At 71.6% G+C, this 16411-nt stretch carries 12 protein-coding genes; 6 read left to right on the forward strand and 6 right to left on the reverse strand.

All coding sequences use genetic code 11. From position 1 onward, the window contains the following. Positions 1-19: 19 nt before the first annotated feature. Positions 20-3715 (forward strand): S8 family serine peptidase, encoded by a 3696-nt coding sequence (locus tag O7635_RS08085; protein ID WP_278079792.1) that lies wholly within the window; start codon positions 20-22, stop codon positions 3713-3715. A 53-nt stretch (positions 3716-3768) separates the two neighbouring features. Beyond that, positions 3769-4782 carry a helix-turn-helix domain-containing protein gene (locus tag O7635_RS08090; RefSeq protein WP_278079793.1) on the forward strand — a complete coding sequence of 338 codons (1014 nt, stop codon included), beginning with the start codon at positions 3769-3771 and terminating at the stop codon, positions 4780-4782. Positions 4783-4814: 32 nt separating this feature from the next. Here the strand turns inward: O7635_RS08090 and O7635_RS08095 are convergent, their stop codons facing one another. Both O7635_RS08095 and O7635_RS08100 read right to left on the reverse strand, forming a co-directional pair. Next, entirely contained in the window at positions 4815-5558 is a 744-nt protein-coding gene (locus tag O7635_RS08095) for a class I SAM-dependent methyltransferase (protein ID WP_278079794.1), read from the reverse strand. Positions 5559-5589: 31 nt separating this feature from the next. Then, positions 5590-8412: a BTAD domain-containing putative transcriptional regulator gene (locus O7635_RS08100; RefSeq protein ID WP_278079795.1), complete on the reverse strand. Its 2823-nt coding sequence runs from the start codon at positions 8410-8412 to the stop codon at positions 5590-5592. A gap of 166 nt (positions 8413-8578) precedes the next feature. Here O7635_RS08100 and O7635_RS08105 point away from each other — a divergent pair, with 166 nt between their 5' ends. From O7635_RS08105 to O7635_RS08115, 3 genes are read left to right on the forward strand one after another with little or no spacing between them, the layout of a single operon-like run. After that, positions 8579-9403 carry an alpha/beta hydrolase gene (locus tag O7635_RS08105; RefSeq protein ID WP_278079796.1) on the forward strand — a complete coding sequence of 275 codons (825 nt, stop codon included), beginning with the start codon at positions 8579-8581 and terminating at the stop codon, positions 9401-9403. 26 nt (positions 9404-9429) lie between these two features. Further along, positions 9430-10263, forward strand: a complete 834-nt coding sequence (locus tag O7635_RS08110; protein ID WP_278079797.1) for an alpha/beta hydrolase — start codon at positions 9430-9432, stop codon at positions 10261-10263. Continuing rightward, a complete protein-coding gene (locus tag O7635_RS08115; RefSeq protein ID WP_278079798.1) occupies positions 10260-11066 on the forward strand; it encodes an alpha/beta hydrolase in 807 nt (268 codons plus the stop codon). The genes O7635_RS08110 and O7635_RS08115 overlap by 4 nt, the downstream gene beginning before the upstream one ends. A 55-nt stretch (positions 11067-11121) precedes the next feature. Here the strand turns inward: O7635_RS08115 and O7635_RS08120 are convergent, their stop codons facing one another. Continuing rightward, complete coding sequence (locus O7635_RS08120; protein ID WP_278079799.1) at positions 11122-13335, reverse strand: exo-alpha-sialidase; 2214 nt, start codon at positions 13333-13335, stop codon at positions 11122-11124. Positions 13336-13473: 138 nt separating this feature from the next. Here O7635_RS08120 and O7635_RS08125 point away from each other — a divergent pair, with 138 nt between their 5' ends. Then, positions 13474-13653 carry a hypothetical protein gene (locus O7635_RS08125; RefSeq protein ID WP_278079800.1) on the forward strand — a complete coding sequence of 60 codons (180 nt, stop codon included), beginning with the start codon at positions 13474-13476 and terminating at the stop codon, positions 13651-13653. Here the strand turns inward: O7635_RS08125 and O7635_RS08130 are convergent. Genes O7635_RS08130 through O7635_RS08140 form a run of 3 tightly spaced genes read right to left on the reverse strand, consistent with a single transcriptional unit; the run spans position 13650 to position 16324 of the window. After that, positions 13650-15206 (reverse strand): hypothetical protein, encoded by a 1557-nt coding sequence (locus O7635_RS08130; protein WP_278079801.1) that lies wholly within the window; start codon positions 15204-15206, stop codon positions 13650-13652. The two genes, O7635_RS08125 and O7635_RS08130, sit on opposite strands and share 4 nt — an antisense overlap. Positions 15207-15209: 3 nt before the next feature. Continuing rightward, a complete protein-coding gene (locus O7635_RS08135; protein WP_278079802.1) occupies positions 15210-15509 on the reverse strand; it encodes a helix-turn-helix domain-containing protein in 300 nt (99 codons plus the stop codon). Continuing rightward, positions 15509-16324 (reverse strand): SAM-dependent methyltransferase, encoded by an 816-nt coding sequence (locus O7635_RS08140; protein WP_278079803.1) that lies wholly within the window; start codon positions 16322-16324, stop codon positions 15509-15511. The genes O7635_RS08135 and O7635_RS08140 overlap by 1 nt, the downstream gene beginning before the upstream one ends. Positions 16325-16411: the final 87 nt, after the last annotated feature.

A 16411-nucleotide genomic window follows, 5' to 3' on the forward strand; every position in this document is an offset into this window, starting at 1 on the left:
GACCGTTTAGACCTCTGGCATGCCAATCCCCTCATCGCCGTCCGGACGTGGGTGCCGCAGGCTGGTCGCGGCCGCCACCACCGTGGCGCTCGTCGCCGCGGCGGTCGCTGTCCCGCAGGCTCCGGCGCTCGGCGGCCCCACGCGGCCCGCGCCGCCCGCGCCCGTGTCGTCCGTGACCCACAAGGTCACGTTGGTCACCGGCGACGTCGTCACCGTCGGCACCGCGGCCGACGGTCGGCAGATCGCCGATGTCGACCGGCCCGACGACGCCGTCGGTGGCGTACGCCTGCAGGAGGTCGGTGGCGATCTCTACGTCATTCCCGACGAGGCCGTCGCGTTGCTCGGGGCCAACCGGCTCGACCGGCGGCTGTTCAACGTCACCGATCTCATCGAGATGGGTTACGACGACGCCAAGGCCGGTGGGGTGCCGCTGATCGTCACCTATGCCGCCGCGAAGACCCGGGCGAAGCCCGCGCCGCCCAAGGGCAGCCGGCTGGTTCGCGAGCTCGCCAGCATCCGTGGCGCCGCGCTCGACGCCGACAAGCGGCAGGCGCGTGCGTTCTGGTCCGCCGTGGCGCCGACGACCGGGGCCGCGACGCTCCAAGCCGGCGTGACCAAGCTCTGGCTCGACGGTCGCGTGACGGCCAGCCTCAAGGAAAGCGTCCCGCTGGTCGGTGCGCCCGACGCATGGGCGGCGGGCTACGACGGTGCGGGTGTCACGGTCGCGGTGCTCGACACCGGGGTCGACGCCGATCATCCCGACCTGAGCGGCCGGATCGACCGTACCGCCAGCTTCGTGCCCGGCCAGTCGATCGATGACGTCAACGGGCACGGCACCCACGTGGCCAGCACGATCGCCGGCAGTGGCGCGGCTTCGGGCGGCGAGCTCAAGGGTGTGGCGCCGGGCGCCGACCTCATCGTCGGCAAGGTGCTCGGTGACGAGGGATCCGGGCAGGACTCCTGGATCATCGCCGGGATGCAGTGGGCCGCCGAGTCGGGCGCCGACGTCGTCAACATGAGCCTCGGCGACACGTTCCCCACCGACGGCAGCGACCCGATGTCGCAGACGGTCGACGCGCTCTCCGCCGAGTACGGCACCCTGTTCGTGGTCGCCGCCGGAAACGCCGGCCCCGAGACCATCTCCACGCCGGGCGCCGCGGCGTCCGCGCTGACCGTCGCCGCGACGGACAAGCAGGACAACCTCGCGGACTTCTCGAGTACGGGCCCGCTCGCGTACTCCGGTGGCTTGAAGCCCGACATCTCGGCGCCGGGTGTCGACATCACCGCGGCCCGCTCGCAGGACATGACCGACGGCGGGGAAGGGCTTTACCGCAGCATCAGCGGTACGTCGATGGCCACCCCGCACGTGGCCGGCGCGGCGGCGATCGTGGCGCAGCAGCACCCCGACTGGGCCGGCACGCAGATCAAGCAGCACCTGATGAGCACCGCCAAGGGCCTCGCCGACGACTATTCGCCGTACCAGGTGGGCACCGGTCGCCTCGACGTGGCCGGCGCCGTGCGGCGGACGGTGAGCGGCACGGCGTCGCTGTTCTTCGGCAACTACGACTGGCCGCACGAGCCGACCGACAGCCCGGTCACCAAGGACCTGGTGTATCGCAACGACGGCGCCACCGACGTGACGCTGGACCTGACCGCACCCGGTGGTGCCTTCAGCCTCTCGGCGTCGACGGTGACCGTGCCGGCCGGCGGGCAGGCGACCGTGCGCGTCACCGGCGATCCGCGGGCGGTCGGCTACGGCCGGTTCGTCGGCTACGTCGTCGGCGTGGACGCGGCCACCGGCCAGGCCGTCACCCGGTCGTCGGTGGCACTGATCAAAGAGGACGAACGCTACGACCTGACGGTCAGCCTCGTGGGCCGCGACGGGAAACCGGTGGCCGGGTGGGTCGTCGTGACGAAGACCGGCGACCCGTGGCCGTCGACCGTGTTCGTCGACGGCACGACGACCCTGCGGATGCCGGCCGGCACCTACGCCGTCTCCACCTCGCTCGACGTGGCCGGCGAAAAGGCGGACCGGTCCGGCCTCGCCGTGCTGGTGGACCCGGAGACCGTGCTCGAGAAGTCGGCGACCGTGGTGCTGGACGCGCGCAAGGCCCGCCTGCTGCGGACGAAGGCGCCGCAGCGCACCGAGGACCGGCAGCGCAAAGTGGACTTCAGCATCGTCGACGGCACGGGCCTCGAATACCGGAGCGCCTATGCGATCCCGCCGATGTACGACGACCTCTATGTGTCGCCCACCGAGGAGCTGACGGACGGTCGGTTCATGCTCACCACCCGCTGGCGCAAGGGCGAGCCGACGCTCGGCCTGAGCGTGCTCGGTGGCCTCCTGCCGTTCGACACGCTCGTCCAGCCGGGCAGCTCCGTCCAGGAAGGACAGACCGACCGGACGCGCCTGGTCTACGCGGGCAACGGCGCCGCCGCCGACTACGCCCGGGTCGACGCGAAGGGCAAGGTCGCGGTGGTACGGCGCAGCGACGCGGTCACCGCCGAAGAGCGCACCTCCGCCGCGGTCGCGGCCGGCGCGAAGGCGTTGGTCGTCGTCAACAACGGCGTCGGCGGGCTGATGGAGTACGTGGGCGAAGCTCCCATCCCGGTCGCCACCGTGCACCGCGACACCGGCGTGCTCCTCGCGGCGCTGGCGAAGGCCAACGCGTCCGTCCTCTTGGAACAGTCGGCCTACAGCGACTTCGTGTACGACCTGACCCGCGACTACCCGGGCCGTGTGCCGGACCGTCCGCTGGTCTACGAGCCCCGCAACGACCAGCTGGCCAGGATCGACGCCCGTTACCACGGCGTGGTGGACGGCGAGGGGTCCGGCTACCGCTACGACCTGACGCTCACCCCGTCGCTGGGCTCGCACGAGCGCGAGTGGCACCCGGGCACGCGTACCGAATGGGTGTCTCCGCAGCAGGTCTGGGTCGAGTCGCACGCGCAGAACATCGGCGGCGACCTGCCGTGGGAGGTCGTGTCGGGGGTCAACACCTTCCCGAAGGGCGCGACGACCCGACTCGACTGGTTCGCGCCAGCGGTCGGACCCGGCTTCAGTGACTCGTTCGGCGTGATCAACTCGCGGTGGGAGAACTACCTGACCTGGAACGTGCAGCCGTGGAGCTCGTCCAGCGACACGATGCGGCTGGGCGGTTACCTGCCGTGGGGCGCCACGCCCACCCACCTGCAGGTGTTCCAAGGCGACACGCTGATCCACGACAACCCCTACAGCGCTGACATGCAATGGGTCGAGGTTCCGGCCGGCGACCTGCCCTACCGGGCGGTCCTGGACGCGGAGCGGCCGGCGTCGCCGTTCCGGCTGTCGACGCGCACGCACACAGAATGGACCTTCCGGTCCAACACCGTCGACTCCGACAACTTCGAGCCGTTCTCGGTCATGCATCTCGACTACCGGCTGGCGACGGACCTGCGTGGCGACATCCGGGCCAACCGGAGCCAGGAGATCGCGCTGCGTCCCCGCTCGTCGGACTTCGGCACGCTGCCGGGCAACGTGACCCAAGTGCGGCTGGAGATCTCGAGCGACGACGGCGCCACTTGGCGCACGGTCACCCTCACGCGGGGCGACGACGGTTGGTGGAAGGGGACGTTCCGGGCGCCGGCCGGCTTCGTGTCGGTGCGCGCCGGCGCCGAGATGAGCAGCGGCTACAGCATCAAACAGGAGATCGTCCGGGCGTACGGCGTGCGGTAGTTCAGCTCCTCGCCGGTCTTTCCCCGGCGCACCTGGTGACGCATACTCTGCCGATGCTGGGTGCGCTGGGGTTGGACGCCGACGAGGAGGGCGTCTACCGCGCGCTGCTCAGCCGGCCCAGCGCGACGCTCACGCAGCTCGTCGAGGTGCTCGAGCCGTCGCCGGCGGCCACGGTGGCGGAGGCGCTGGCGCGACTCGCGGATCGGGGCCTGGTCAACCGGGCCGGCGTCGACGGCTACTGCGCGGCCCCGCCGGCGGTGGCACTCGGCGCGCTGATTACCGAGCGGCGGGACGCGCTGCGGGTCGCCGAGCAGGCGCTCGTCACGCTGGCGGAAGAATATCGGGCCGCGGTCGCGGGCCAGACGATCGGCGAGCTGATCGAGGTGGTCACCGGCACGGACGCCATCCGGCACCGCTTCACACAGTTGCAGCAGGCGGCGCGCACGGAGCTACGGGTGTTCATCACGGCGCCGTTCGTGGCCGTGCCGCTTGGCGAGAACGCGGCGGAATCGGCAGCGGTGGACCGCGGCGTCCGCTTCCGCGGCGTACTGGAACGCTCGGTCCTCCAGGAACCGGGCGGCGTCGAGGAAACGGTCGACTCCCTCAACCACGGCGTCGAGCTCCGGGTGGTCGACGAGCTGCCGATGAAACTCGCGATCGCCGACACGGACCTGGCCCTGGTCCCGCTGACGATGACACCGGGCGGCACCCCGGGCGCGGTGCTGCTGCAGCAGAGCGGCCTGCTGGCGGCGGTGGAGGCGTTGTTCGAGGCGGTCTGGAACCGGGCGCATCCGCTGGAACTGCCGAAGTCGTCGGCGTCAGCCGCGCCCATCGTCGAGGTCGAGACGGACCAACTGACCGACCTGGACCGGCGGATCGTGTCACTGCTGATCGCGGGCCTCTCCGACCAGGCGGTGGCGGCGCAGTTGGACCTGTCGCTCCGCTCCTTCCAACGCCGCCTACGCCACCTGACCGACCTGGCCGGCGTCCGCAGCCGCATGCAGTTGGGTTGGTACGCGTCGCAGCAGGGCTGGGTCCGCCAGGCCGACGTCATCCGCTCCTCCTGACGGCGGCGATCTCAGATCGCGGGGCGGCGGGATCAGCCGCGGCGCAGCACCAAGGTCGCGAACCCCAGGACGGTGCGGTATCCGCCGAGCCAGCCGGCACGATGCTCGCGGGCGACGGTGAGCACCTCAGCAGCGTCAGGATGGCCAGGGTTGTCGAGGGCCCAGTCGGTTAGCGAACCGGCCCAAGACCATTCGTAGTCGTCCCACTCGGTGGTGTCGCTGATATGGGCGTACACCGGACACCAACCGGCCTTCTCGGCGACATCGACCAAACCGGCGAGATCGGTGAAGTCATCCTCGGACGCGTCCAGCGCAGCCAGAGCCGCCTGAGTGGGTGGGTTCTGCCAGAAGCCGTCACCGACGAGCAGCACGCCGTCCGGACGCACATGTCGTCCAGCCACCTCCAGCGTGCCGGCGAATCCCCCGAACGCGTGCGTCGACCCGACGCAGAGCACCAGGTCGTAGTCCCCATCCGGCACGTAGGACCGGGCGTCGCGTTCATGCAGAGCCAACCGGTCAGCGAGGCCGCGCTCGATCGCGGCGGCCTGCGCGCGCTCGAGGGCGTACGGGCTGAGATCGACCCCGTCAGCGTGCCCATCCGGGTAGTGGGTGAGGGCCTGCAAGGCCCACGCACCCTCCCCACAGCCGAGGTCGAGCACCCGAGCCCCCGGTTGCCGGCCCGTCCGCCGCAGGAGCCGGTTGACGTTGACCTCCGAAACCGGCGCGGCGATCGGATGGTGCGTGTGCGCGATGCTGCTCAGCCGTTGACGATCCACCCGCCAAGTCAACCAGCCCGGACGCTCGGCGCTACCGCCCGATGTCCGTCAGCTTGGCGGCCACCGCGTCGGTGTCAGGGTGGCCGATGTCCGTCATGATGGCGAGCGCTTCTCGCCAGGTGGTTGCGGCCAGGTCCGGTTCTCCGGCCACGGCGTGGTTGTCGCCGAGGCGGTGGAGCGTGTTCGCCTCGTACACGCGGTCGCCGGTGATCTGTCGTACCCGGATGGCCGCTCGGTAGGAGTCTGCTGCTTCCTGGTAGCGGCCGAGGTGGTGCAGGGCATGGCCGAGCGTGTCGCGGGTGGCCGCCTCGCCCTGGAGGTTGCCGTATTCGACGATCAGCGGAAGGGCCTGCTCGGCGCTCTCCAGGGCCTGCTGATGCTCGCCGCGCAGGATCTGCACCCAGGCGATCGAGTTCAGCACGTGACCTTGGCTGAGCCGGTCCGCACCGGCGACGCACTGCTCGAACGCCGTCGAGAGAGCGGCCAAGGCCTGGTCATAGCGCTCTTCCTTGTACGAGATCCCGGCCAGTCGGCGGTACGCCTCGGCGAGGCCGGTGTGGTGGTGCAGGCTCGCGAAGTGCCCGATCGCCTCCTGCAACCGTGCGCGGGCGTCGTCGTAGCGGCCGAACTCGGTGTAGGCCAGGCCGAGCTGACTGTTGACGTGTGCCTTGCCGAGCGTCTCGTCGGTGTCCTCGAGCGCGGCCAGCGCCGCTTCCTGGGTCATGACCCAGTCGGCCCAATGCCCGCGCCAGTGCAGGTGCGGCCCCATCGCCCAGGCCAGTCGCCAGGTGTGGCCGGGAAAGAGGGTCGCCGCGGAGCGGGTGACGGCGGCGAGCAGCGCCGGCCGCTCCCGCGTGAACCAGGCCAGCGCGTGCTCCCGGTCCCGCTCGCCGCCCACGATGGCCCCCGGGACGGGCGGCTCGACGTCGATGCCCGGCCGCGGGTTCACCTGTCTGCTGTTGGCCATCGCGGTGTGCAGGTAGTGGTCGAAGAGCCGGCGCAGGGCGGCCCGGCGGTCATCGTCGGTGTCGGTGTCGGCGGCCAGTTCGGAGGCGTAGGCGGTCAGCAGGTCGTGCATGGCGTACCGGCCGGGTCCGGTCTGGTTCACGAGGCTGGTGCGGACGAGTTCCGCGAGCAGTGACCGAACCTGACGCTCCGACACCGCGGCGAGACTGGCCGCGGCCGGCACGGTGACGTCGCCGGTCCGGGCGTGGCCGAGCAGTCGGAACAGGCGGGCGCCGGCCACCGTCAGGGCGTGGTAGGACCAGGAGAAGACCGTCCGGACGTCGACGGCGATGTCGGTGTGGGCGAACGTGTCCAAGGCGTCGTCGTCGGCCGTGAGATCGCGCAGCACGTCGCCGAGCGACAGCGAGGGGCGCAACGCCGCGCGGGCCGCCAGCACTGCGAGCGCCAGCGGGAGGCACCCTGACCGCCGGATGATCTCTGCTGTCGCATCGGGTTCGGCATCCACCTGGTGCCGGCCGAGTCGCTGCACCAGCAGCTCGTACGAATCGGCCTCGGACAGCACGTCGAGTGACATCGGATGGGCGTCGTGGGTGGCGACCAGGCCGGCGAGGTCGTCGCGGCTGGTGACGATCACCAGACAGCCCGGGCTGCCTGGCAGCAGCGGGCGCACCTGCTCCGCGTCGCGGGCATTGTCGAGCAGGATGAGGACCCGCCGCTCGGCCAGCAGGCTTCGGTAGAGCGCCGCCTGGCCGTCGACCGTGCGCGGCACCCGTTCCGGCGCCACGCCGAAGGCGTCCAGGAAATGCCGCAGCGCCTCGTCGGGCCGCATCACCGACCCGCCGGGGTCGAAGCCCCGCAGGTTCACGTAAAGCTGGCCGTCGGGGTAGCGGTCGGCGACACGGTGGGCCCAGTGGACCGCGGTCGTGGTCTTGCCGACGCCGGCCATCCCGCTGATGGCACTGACGATCTGGGCCCGTGCGCCGCTGGGTGTCAGATCCAGGACCCGGCGGAGTGCGTCGCGTCGCCCGGTGAAGGTCGCCAGGTCCGTTGGAAGCTGAGCGGGCCGCACGATCGCGTTCGTGGGCGGGATCCGCCTGACGTCGGTAGTGGACGTCGGCGCGGTGGCGGCCGCCCGCACGAGGGTGGTGTGGGCGGCGCGCAGTTCGGCGCCGGGATCGATGCCCAGCTCGTCGGCCAGGAGAGCGCGCGCACGTTCGTACACGCTGAGGGCTTCCGCCTGCCTGCCGGTCGCGGCGAGCAGCAGCATGAGGCGAGCCTGCAACGACTCGTCGAGTGGATCGCGGTCAGCGGCCATCCGCACAGCGGTGACGACCGCCTCTGAACGCCCTGCCCGCAGTGCGCAGTCGGCGGCCTCCCGGGCGACGTCGGCGCACGCCCGGTCGACGCCGACAAAGACCGGATCGGCGCGCACCGACGCGGGGAGGTTCGCGGCGCAACGGCCCTGCACGAGGTCGAGCGCCTCGGCGAACCGCCGCACCGCCCCGACGTCGTCACCGCCCACGAGGTCGTCGCGGGCGGTCTGGGCAAGCCCCCGGAACCGGAGCAGGTCGAGGCTGTGCTCGTCACCGGAGAACTGGTAACCGCCCGCGGATCGCACGAGCCACCTGCCCTGGCGGCGAGGCGCCAGGCCGGGCTCCAGCAGCCGTCGCAGGGTGCCGACGTGGCCGTGCAGGGCGTTCACGGCGGTCGACGGCGGTTCCTGACCCCAGAGCAGGTCGACGATGGCGTCGAGCCCGACGGGCCGGCCCGCCTGGACGAGCAGAACCGCCAACAGGCTCCGCACCTGCGGCGGCCCGAGCTGGATCTCCACGCCGTCCCGCCAGGCCCGGACCGGTCCCAGCACGGTGAATCGGACGTCGGGCTCCATCGGTCGCGTCGTCCTCACTTTTTCTTCAGTCGTTCGCGGTGTCGCGCTGCATACGGTCCTCCCGCAACGAACGGCCGGGCGACGTTCGCGGCGATCTTGGCACGCGGATCGGACGGTCGACCATCGCCCGACCTGGTCGATCACTCAACCCTGGAGAGGAACCACCATGCCTGAAACGACTCGTCGCGCGGTCCTGGCCGGATCCGCGGCGCTCCTCGCCGGGACGGCGCTGAGCGCGGTGGCGGCCACGCCGGCCGTTGCCAGCAGCCGTCGTGGACCGAAGCCCACCATCGTGCTGGTGCACGGCGCGTTCGCCGACGCCTCCGGCTGGGCCGAGGTGACCCGCCGGCTGCAGCGGGCCGGATATCCGACCGTCGCTCCGGCGAACCCGTTGCGCGGCGTGCCCTCGGACACCGCCTATCTCGCCGAGTTCCTGCGCACCATCACCGGGCCGATCGTCCTGGTCGGACACTCGTACGGCGGCATCATCATCACCAATGCGGCGACCGGCAACCCGGCCGTCAAGGCACTGGTCTACATCGCGGCGTTCGCGCCCGACGAGGGCGAAACGCTCGAGGCGCTACAGACGAAGTTCCCAGGCTCGAAGCTCGGCCTCGAGGCGCTCGACCTGCGCCCCTACACCCGGCCGGACGGCTCGCCGAGTGCCGACGGCTACGTCAAGGCCGACCTGTTCCGGCAGATCTTCGCCGGCGACCTGCCGGAGTCGGTCACCGCCGTCATGGCCGCCACACAGCGCCCCGGAGACGTGCACACCCTCCAGGACCGGTCTGGCCCACCGGCGTGGCGGGACGTGCCGAGCTGGTACCTGGTGGCCCGCGACGACAACCTCATCCCGGCCGCCGCTCAGCGATTCATGGCCCAGCGCGCGCACTCCCGCACGGTCGAGGTCAGGGCCTCGCACGTCGCCATGATGTCCGAGCCCGCCGTGGCCGCCGACCTCATCACCCGCGCCGCGGCGACCGTCCGCTGAGCGCGCCCGACCGAACGGAGAACGTCATGGGGTACGTCACCGCCGCCGACGGCGCGCAGATCTTCTACAAGGACTGGGGCGCCGGAACGCCGGTGCTCTTCAGCCACGGCTGGCCACTCAACGCCGACAGCTGGGAAGCACAGATGCTCTTCCTGGCCGAGCGCAGCTACCGCTGCATCGCACACGACCGGCGCGGCCACGGCCGGTCGACGCAGACCTGGCAGGGCAACGAGATGGACACCTACGCCGACGACCTCGCCACGCTCATCGAGACGCTGGATCTGCGCGAGCTGACGCTCGTCGGGTTCTCGACCGGAGGCGGCGAGGTCACGCGCTACGTCGGCCGGCACGGGACCGCCCGCATCGCCCGCATCGCGCTCGTGTCCGCGGTGCCTCCGCTCATGGTCCAGGCCCCGGACAACCCCGGCGGCGTGCCGGTGGAGGTCTTCGACGCGATCCGGAGCGGCTCGCTCGTCGACCGGTCGCAGCTCTACCGCGATCTCGCCAACGGGCCGTTCTTCGGGCACAACCGGCCGGGTGCGGACGTCTCGCAGGGCATCCGCGACGCCTTCTGGCTGCAGAGCATGCAGGCGGGGCACCGCAACGCCTTCGAGTGCGTCGCGGCGTTCTCGGCCACCGACTTCCGCGCCGACCTGGACGCGATCGACGTGCCGACCCTGGTGATCCACGGTGACGACGACCAGGTGGTGCCGTTCGAGGTCGGTGGCAAGGCGTCCGCCGCACGGATCAAGGGCGCGACCCTCAAGGTGTACGCGGGCGCGCCGCACGGCATCACTGACACACACAAGGAGCAGCTCGGCACCGACCTGCTCGAGTTTCTCACCGAGTCTGGAGCATGACCGTGACACACAAGCCCGACACCATTGTGCTCGTCCACGGCTTCTGGGTGACGCCACGCAGCTGGGAGCACTGGATCGCCCACTACGAGCAGAAGGGGTTCCGGGTGATCGCGCCTGGCTACCCTGGCTTCGAGGTCGAGGTGGAGGCGCTCAACGCCAACCCCGACATCATCACGGCCGTCACGGTCCCGGGCATTATCGAGAAGCTCGAAAGCGTCATCAAGGGCCTGGACCGTCAGCCGATCATCATGGGGCACTCGGCCGGTGGCGCGTTCACGCAGATCCTGCTCGACCACGGTTACGGCGCGGCCGGCGTCACGCTCAACTCGGCACCCACCGAGGGGGTTCGGGTGGTGCCGCTGTCGCAGGTGAAGTCGACCTTCCCGGTGCTGAAGTCGCCGGCCAACCGGCACCGGTCGGTCGGCCTGACCCTGGACCAGTGGAAGTACGCGTTCACCAACACCTTCACAGATGAGGACGCCAAGGCCCGCTACGAGCGCTACCACATCCCGGCCAACGGCGGAATCCTGTGGGGCGGGGTGCTGGCGAACTTCCAGCCCGGCCATCAGGACACCTGGGTCGACTACCGCAACGACAACCGGGCGCCGCTGCTGTTCATCTCCGGCAGCGAAGACCACATCATGCCACCGGCCGTGCAGCGCTCCAACGTCAAGCACTACCAGTCCGACACCATCACCGAGCACGTGGAGTACGAGGGATACGCCCACCTGCTGCCCGCCCAACAGGGGTGGGAGAAGATCGCCGACTTCGCGCTCGACTGGGCACTGCGCCACGCCCGCTGAACCCGACGGCCGGCGGCCTCGGCGAGCCGACAAGCTCGACCGCTGGGCCGCCGGCTCAGAGCGTGACGTCGTCGATGTAGTAGATGCCGCCGTACTCGCCGGGGTCGCCCGTGGTGAACGTGAGCGCGTCGAACGTGTCGGCGGCGCCGGCGCGGACCGTCGTCGTGAAGCGTTGCCCGTTGACCGTCAGCGTCGCCGAGCCGCCGGTCGCCTCGACCGAGATCGGCACGTAGGTCTTGGCCGGCACGAGCGCGCTCAGGGTGCCGACGGTCGTCCAGGCGCGGCCGTCGAAGGCCTGCACCGACTGCGGCGCCGTCGAGGTCGCGCCGGCAACGATCGCGAAGGTCCAACCGGCGGCGCCGCCACCGCCGACGCCGATCGTGAAGCGGGTACGCGGGTCGGAGTAGCCCCACCGCAGGCTCGCGGACACGTCGGCGGTCGCCGCGAAGGGCCGGGTGATGTGCGCGTCGGCGTCCGTCCACTTGTCCCAGAGCCGCAGCGCGGTGGCGCTGTGGTAGCCGCCGAACTCCGCGTACGCCGGGTTCGGCGCGACGTCGGTCACCCAGGCGTGCTCGGCGTCGGTCCAGCCGCGCGGCACCGCGAACGGGTTGTCGTTCTCGAAGGTGTCGACGCCCGCCGCGTAGACCTCGAGCTCGGTCACCGTGGTGGTCACGCCGGCCGGGCCGGTCACCTTGACGTACTGGGCCTCCTGCGCGGGGAACGAGGTGTAGCGCATGGCCCAGTCGCGGCGGTCGACCGCGGTGACGACCGGGGCCGACCAGGTGACGCCGTCGGCGGAGAGGGCGACGGTGGCCGACTGCGGCTGGCCGTTGCCGAGCATCAGGCCGAGCTTGTCGAGGCGGTAGCTGCGATCCAGCTTCAGCACGAGCTCCGTCGCGTCCCGCCGGCCGGCGGTCAGCACGGCCGCGGCGTTGGGCGCCGAGCTGCCGTCGAACGCGCCCTGCGGCCGCCGTTCCGGGAAGGCCCTGGCGCGCTTGGCGAACGTGCCGGCGAGGGTGGCGGTCCCGTCGAGCAGCTTGCTCATGACGTCGATGCGGCCGGCGCCGGGCGTCACGGCCGACACGTACTGGGCGCTGATGCCCATCTGCTCGTCGTAGGCCCCGCAACCCCAGGCGGCGCACTGGTCGTGGAAGAGCACGGAACGGCTGGCGCCGACCGGTTCCATGCTCGTGTTGCCGCTGGTCCCGTCGTACCGCCCGTTGTTGCCGGTCGACGGGTAGTTGGCGAACACGGTCCGCTGGGTGTTCCACGTGCGGCCGGTGCCGTCGTAACTGACCAGCACGCGTACGTCCGGCCGGCCCGTCGACAGCAGCAGCGTGCCGTTGGGCTGCAGCACCAGGTCGGGGTAGATGCCGGTGACCTGGGCGCCGTCCGGGCCGAGCAGCGGCACCGGGTCGGCCCAGGTGCGGCCGTCGTCGGTCGAGAAGGTCTGCACGAGCCGGGCGGGATTGTCGGTGGTACGCAGGGCCGCCGTCAGCCGGCCGTCCGAGGTGCGGCTCCAGCCGACCTCGTTGGTGCCCGGCGTCGCGCCGCCCGGCATGACCGACCGCAGCGACCACGTGCGGCCGAGGTCGGTCGACTGGAGCACGATCGAGATCTGCCGGCTCGTCCCGGCCAGCACCGTGTAGGCCGGCGCCAGCAGCGTCCCGTCCGCGAGCACGAGCGGCCCGCGGTGCACCCGCAGCCCGTTGGAGACGGGACCGAGCGGCTTGTCCGGCGGCATGGTCAGCGGCGCCTTGATGGTCGACCACTTGGCGCCGTCCTTGGAGGTGCGGACGATCAGGTTGACGTGGCTGTGCTGGGCGTCGGCCCACTCGGGGATGAAGTCGATGCCGAGCAGCGAACCGTCCGGCAGCCGCACCATGTTGAGCGCGGTCGTCGGGTAGTCGCGCTGGGTGGTGAGGAACGACAGCCCGGAGTCGTCGGAGCGCGACATGTTGACGACGCTGGCGGCGGTGCCCACGTCGGGGTTGGCCTGGGACGAGACGAAGACCTGCTTGACCGTACGCCCGCCCGCGTCGACGGTGTCCTTGCCGAATGAGGCCGGCACCGCCGCGACCGCGCCGGGTCCCCAGTTGAGCACGTTCCAGTGGGAGCCTTCGCCGGCGCTGAACTGGTCGGGCGACGCACCGTCGCCGGCGGCGAACGAATCGCCCTGCAACGGGAGCGATCCGCCGGTCCGCACCACCTGCATGCCGCCCCACGCCGTGGCCGCCGCCAGCGCACCGGCCGCGAACCCGATCGCCACGCCGCGCACCGTCCTTGCCGCCTGACCCATCGAAACCTCCACACATGGAACGACGTTCCAGGCGCACGCTAAGTGGCACACCATTCCATGTCAATCGATCGCTTCCCGCCGGCCCCGCGGGGATGCCATCATGCCGGGATGGACGAGCCTCGAAACGACCTGAAGAGCGGCCCCCGCCGCGACGCCCCGATCAGCCGGCGCGCCTTCTTCGGCCGCACGTTCGCCATCGCCGGCGGCACCGCGGCCGTACTCAGCCTCACCGCCTGCCCGGGCGGCGACGGTGACGACGACGATGGTGACGACGAGGACGACGACTAACCCGGAGCCAGCCCCGGAAACCGGGCGCGGCAGGCGGACGTCACGACGTCATACGGCGCACCGTGGGCCGACAGGGCGGCGACCAGCGTGTCGACGGCCGCGGCCAGCGGGTCCTCGTGGGCGGCCGCGGTGACGACCGGGAACGCCATCGCCTGCCGTGAAGCGTTCGGCGTACCCGTCGGGGTCGTCACCACTGTTTGCGGGACCCGCGGGTCGGACCACAACCGCTCCCACGCACGCTCGGGCTGATCGAACGGCGGTGGCAGCGGGCCGTCGCCGTCGAGGGCGTCGAGCCCCGCCGCGATCCAGTCGATGCCGGCCAGGCCCGCGATCGCGCACGCCTGACGAGCGGCCCAGCGGGCGACCACCCGCTGCTCCACCGGCGGCGCGTCGGCCAACGCGTCGAGCAGCTCACGGTCCAGGTTGGACAACGCCCAGGCGTTGGCGGGCAGGCGGCGCACCCGCTCACTGGGCACCTTCCCGCCCCACGTCCGCGCCAAGCTGCGTTCCTTGCTCTGCCGCAGAGCCTCGGCCTTGGCCGCGCTCTCCGCCTCCCGCGCCGCGAACTCCGCCAGCCACGGCAGTGGCGCCGTCCACCCGGCGATGGCCCGGTCGAGCAGGTAGTCCCAGACCAGGCCGAGCAGGACCGCGTGCGACGCCGGCACGTCGCGATGGACGACGGTCAGGCCGTGGAGGCCCGCCTCGATCGCGACCTGGCTCGGACGCGGATCCGGCACCTGACCCGAGCCCGCGATCCAGCGCCATTCGGCGGCGAAGGCAGTGCCGCCGGCCGGTCGCGCCGGGGTCAACCGCACCGCGAGATCGCCGACGGGCAACACCAGGACGTCGGCTGAGACCAGGAAGCCGAACCGGTGGGCGGCCTCCCGCACCACGTCGGCAGCGATGCCGGCCGGCACGTCCCGGTTCCGGCGCACGGTCACCACGGACTCGTCGACCTGCGCGCCCCGCGGGGCGGCGAAGCGGCGCAGGGCCTCCTCGCGCGGGTCCGGGGCGGCCAGGGCAGCCAGGGACGACAGCGCCCAGGTGGCGGCGCGACCCGGCGGCCGGTCCGGCCACTCGAACCCCGCGACCTGGTCCGCCCGGGTCGTCACGTGGCCCAGATCCTCGTCGACCGGCCACACCACGATCTCGTGCTGCTCGGGCCGCCCGGGCGGGGCGGGGACATCCTCGTAATGACGGTCACGCGCCCGCGCGCGTACCCGGAGCAGACCCGGTCGACCGACGGGGATGTCCGCGAACTCGTCGGGACAGTCACCCATGAGCCCTCGCACGGTGATCCGGCCGTCCGGACACCACAGTGTCGCCTCCGAGACCGCGTCCCACTCGTCGGCGTCCGGCCCCGGCGGTTCGGTCAGGACCTGGACGGCCACCTCGACCTCGCCGGTGTGCGGGCCCGTCAGCACGGTGAGCTCATTGCGCCCGGTGCGGTGCACCAGCCGGTCCCCCACCGTGTAGAGGGCCAGGTTGCCGATGCGCGCCTCCCAACCCGCGGCAACCTGGAGCTGGTGGTGGGAGACGAAGACGCGGGCCAAACGTCAGCGCCTGGGTGGGGCGAGCGACGCCAAGATGGGCAGGGCGATCGCCGCAGCGATGAGACCCAGGACGACCGCGAAACCGGTCCGTGCGCCGAGCACCTGGAACAGCGACCCGGTCAGGACGCCCAGGCCCACGGCCACCAGGACCCGCGTCCCGGGGACCTGGAGGCCGGTGGGCGGCAGGTGGAGGTCCACGATCGACTCCACCCTGGCCGGATCGACGCCGAAGCGGGCGGCGATCACGCTGACCGGTTGGCCGGCCGCGTACGCGGCCAGGATGTCGTCCTCGGGGACGGGCATCAGGGCTTGCGGCCCACGCCGCCGTAGTGGGGGACCTCCTCGGCCGACTCGCCGGCGTCCGGGTGCCACTGCGAGCAGCTGACCACGCCCGGCTCGACCATCTCGAGGTCGCCGAAGAGGCGGGCCACCTGGTCGGCACTGCGCAGCACCATCTTGGCCGCCGGACCCTCGTTCCACAGGCGCAGCGCCTCGGTCATGACCGGGCCGTTGACCTCGGTGGTCGGGTGGGAGATCGTCACGAAGCTGCCGGACGGGAGCGCGGCGACCAGCCGGCGCACCAGGTCGGCGGCCTCGTCGTCGTCGGGCACGAAGTTGAGGATGCCGAGCAGCATCACCGCGATCGGCTGGTCGAAGTCGAGGGTCCGCTTCGCGCCCTCGATGATCGCCTCGGGGTCGCGCAGGTCGGCGTCGAGGTAGTCGGTGCTGCCCTCCGGGTGGCTGGTCAGCAGCGCGCGGGCGTGCACCAGCACCATCGGGTCGTTGTCGACATAGACGATGCGGCTGTTGGGCGCCACCGACTGGGCGACCTCGTGCGTGTTGTTGGCGGTCGGGATGCCGGTGCCGACGTCGAGGAACTGCCGGATCTTCTCGGTGCCGGCCAGGTGACGCACGGCCCGGCCGAGGAACGCCCGGTCGGCCCGCGCCGACCCGACCATCTCGGGGACCATCGCCAGGATCTGGTCGGCCACCGCCCGGTCGACCTCGAAGTTGTCCTTGCCGCCGAGCCAGTAGTTCCAGAGGCGCGCCGAGTGCGGGATGCCGGTGTCGAGCTGGGCCACCGACTCACTGTCCGAACCGGACACCTTGACCTCCATCGTGGGCAGTTCAGGCTGTTGCGCGAGAGACTATCGGGTCTGGTGAGACCAGAGCTAGGCGCGGGGAGACACGCATAACAGTTGATC

The organism is Asanoa sp. WMMD1127, assembly GCF_029626225.1.
Lineage (GTDB): Bacteria > Actinomycetota > Actinomycetes > Mycobacteriales > Micromonosporaceae > Asanoa.

Bases quoted from the DNA above. Each gene is read 5' to 3' on its own strand.
- O7635_RS08100 (WP_278079795.1), bottom strand. From the start codon at position 8,412: ATGGAGCCCGACGTCCGATTCACCGTGCTGGGACCGGTCCGGGCCTGG.
- O7635_RS08105 (WP_278079796.1), top strand. From the start codon at position 8,579: ATGCCTGAAACGACTCGTCGCGCGGTCCTGGCCGGATCCGCGGCGCTC.
- O7635_RS08115 (WP_278079798.1), top strand. From the start codon at position 10,260: ATGACCGTGACACACAAGCCCGACACCATTGTGCTCGTCCACGGCTTC.
- O7635_RS08110 (WP_278079797.1), top strand. From the start codon at position 9,430: ATGGGGTACGTCACCGCCGCCGACGGCGCGCAGATCTTCTACAAGGAC.
- O7635_RS08135 (WP_278079802.1), bottom strand. From the start codon at position 15,509: ATGCCCGTCCCCGAGGACGACATCCTGGCCGCGTACGCGGCCGGCCAA.
- O7635_RS08085 (WP_278079792.1), top strand. From the start codon at position 20: ATGCCAATCCCCTCATCGCCGTCCGGACGTGGGTGCCGCAGGCTGGTC.
- O7635_RS08090 (WP_278079793.1), top strand. From the start codon at position 3,769: ATGCTGGGTGCGCTGGGGTTGGACGCCGACGAGGAGGGCGTCTACCGC.
- O7635_RS08125 (WP_278079800.1), top strand. From the start codon at position 13,474: ATGGACGAGCCTCGAAACGACCTGAAGAGCGGCCCCCGCCGCGACGCC.
- O7635_RS08140 (WP_278079803.1), bottom strand. From the start codon at position 16,324: ATGGAGGTCAAGGTGTCCGGTTCGGACAGTGAGTCGGTGGCCCAGCTC.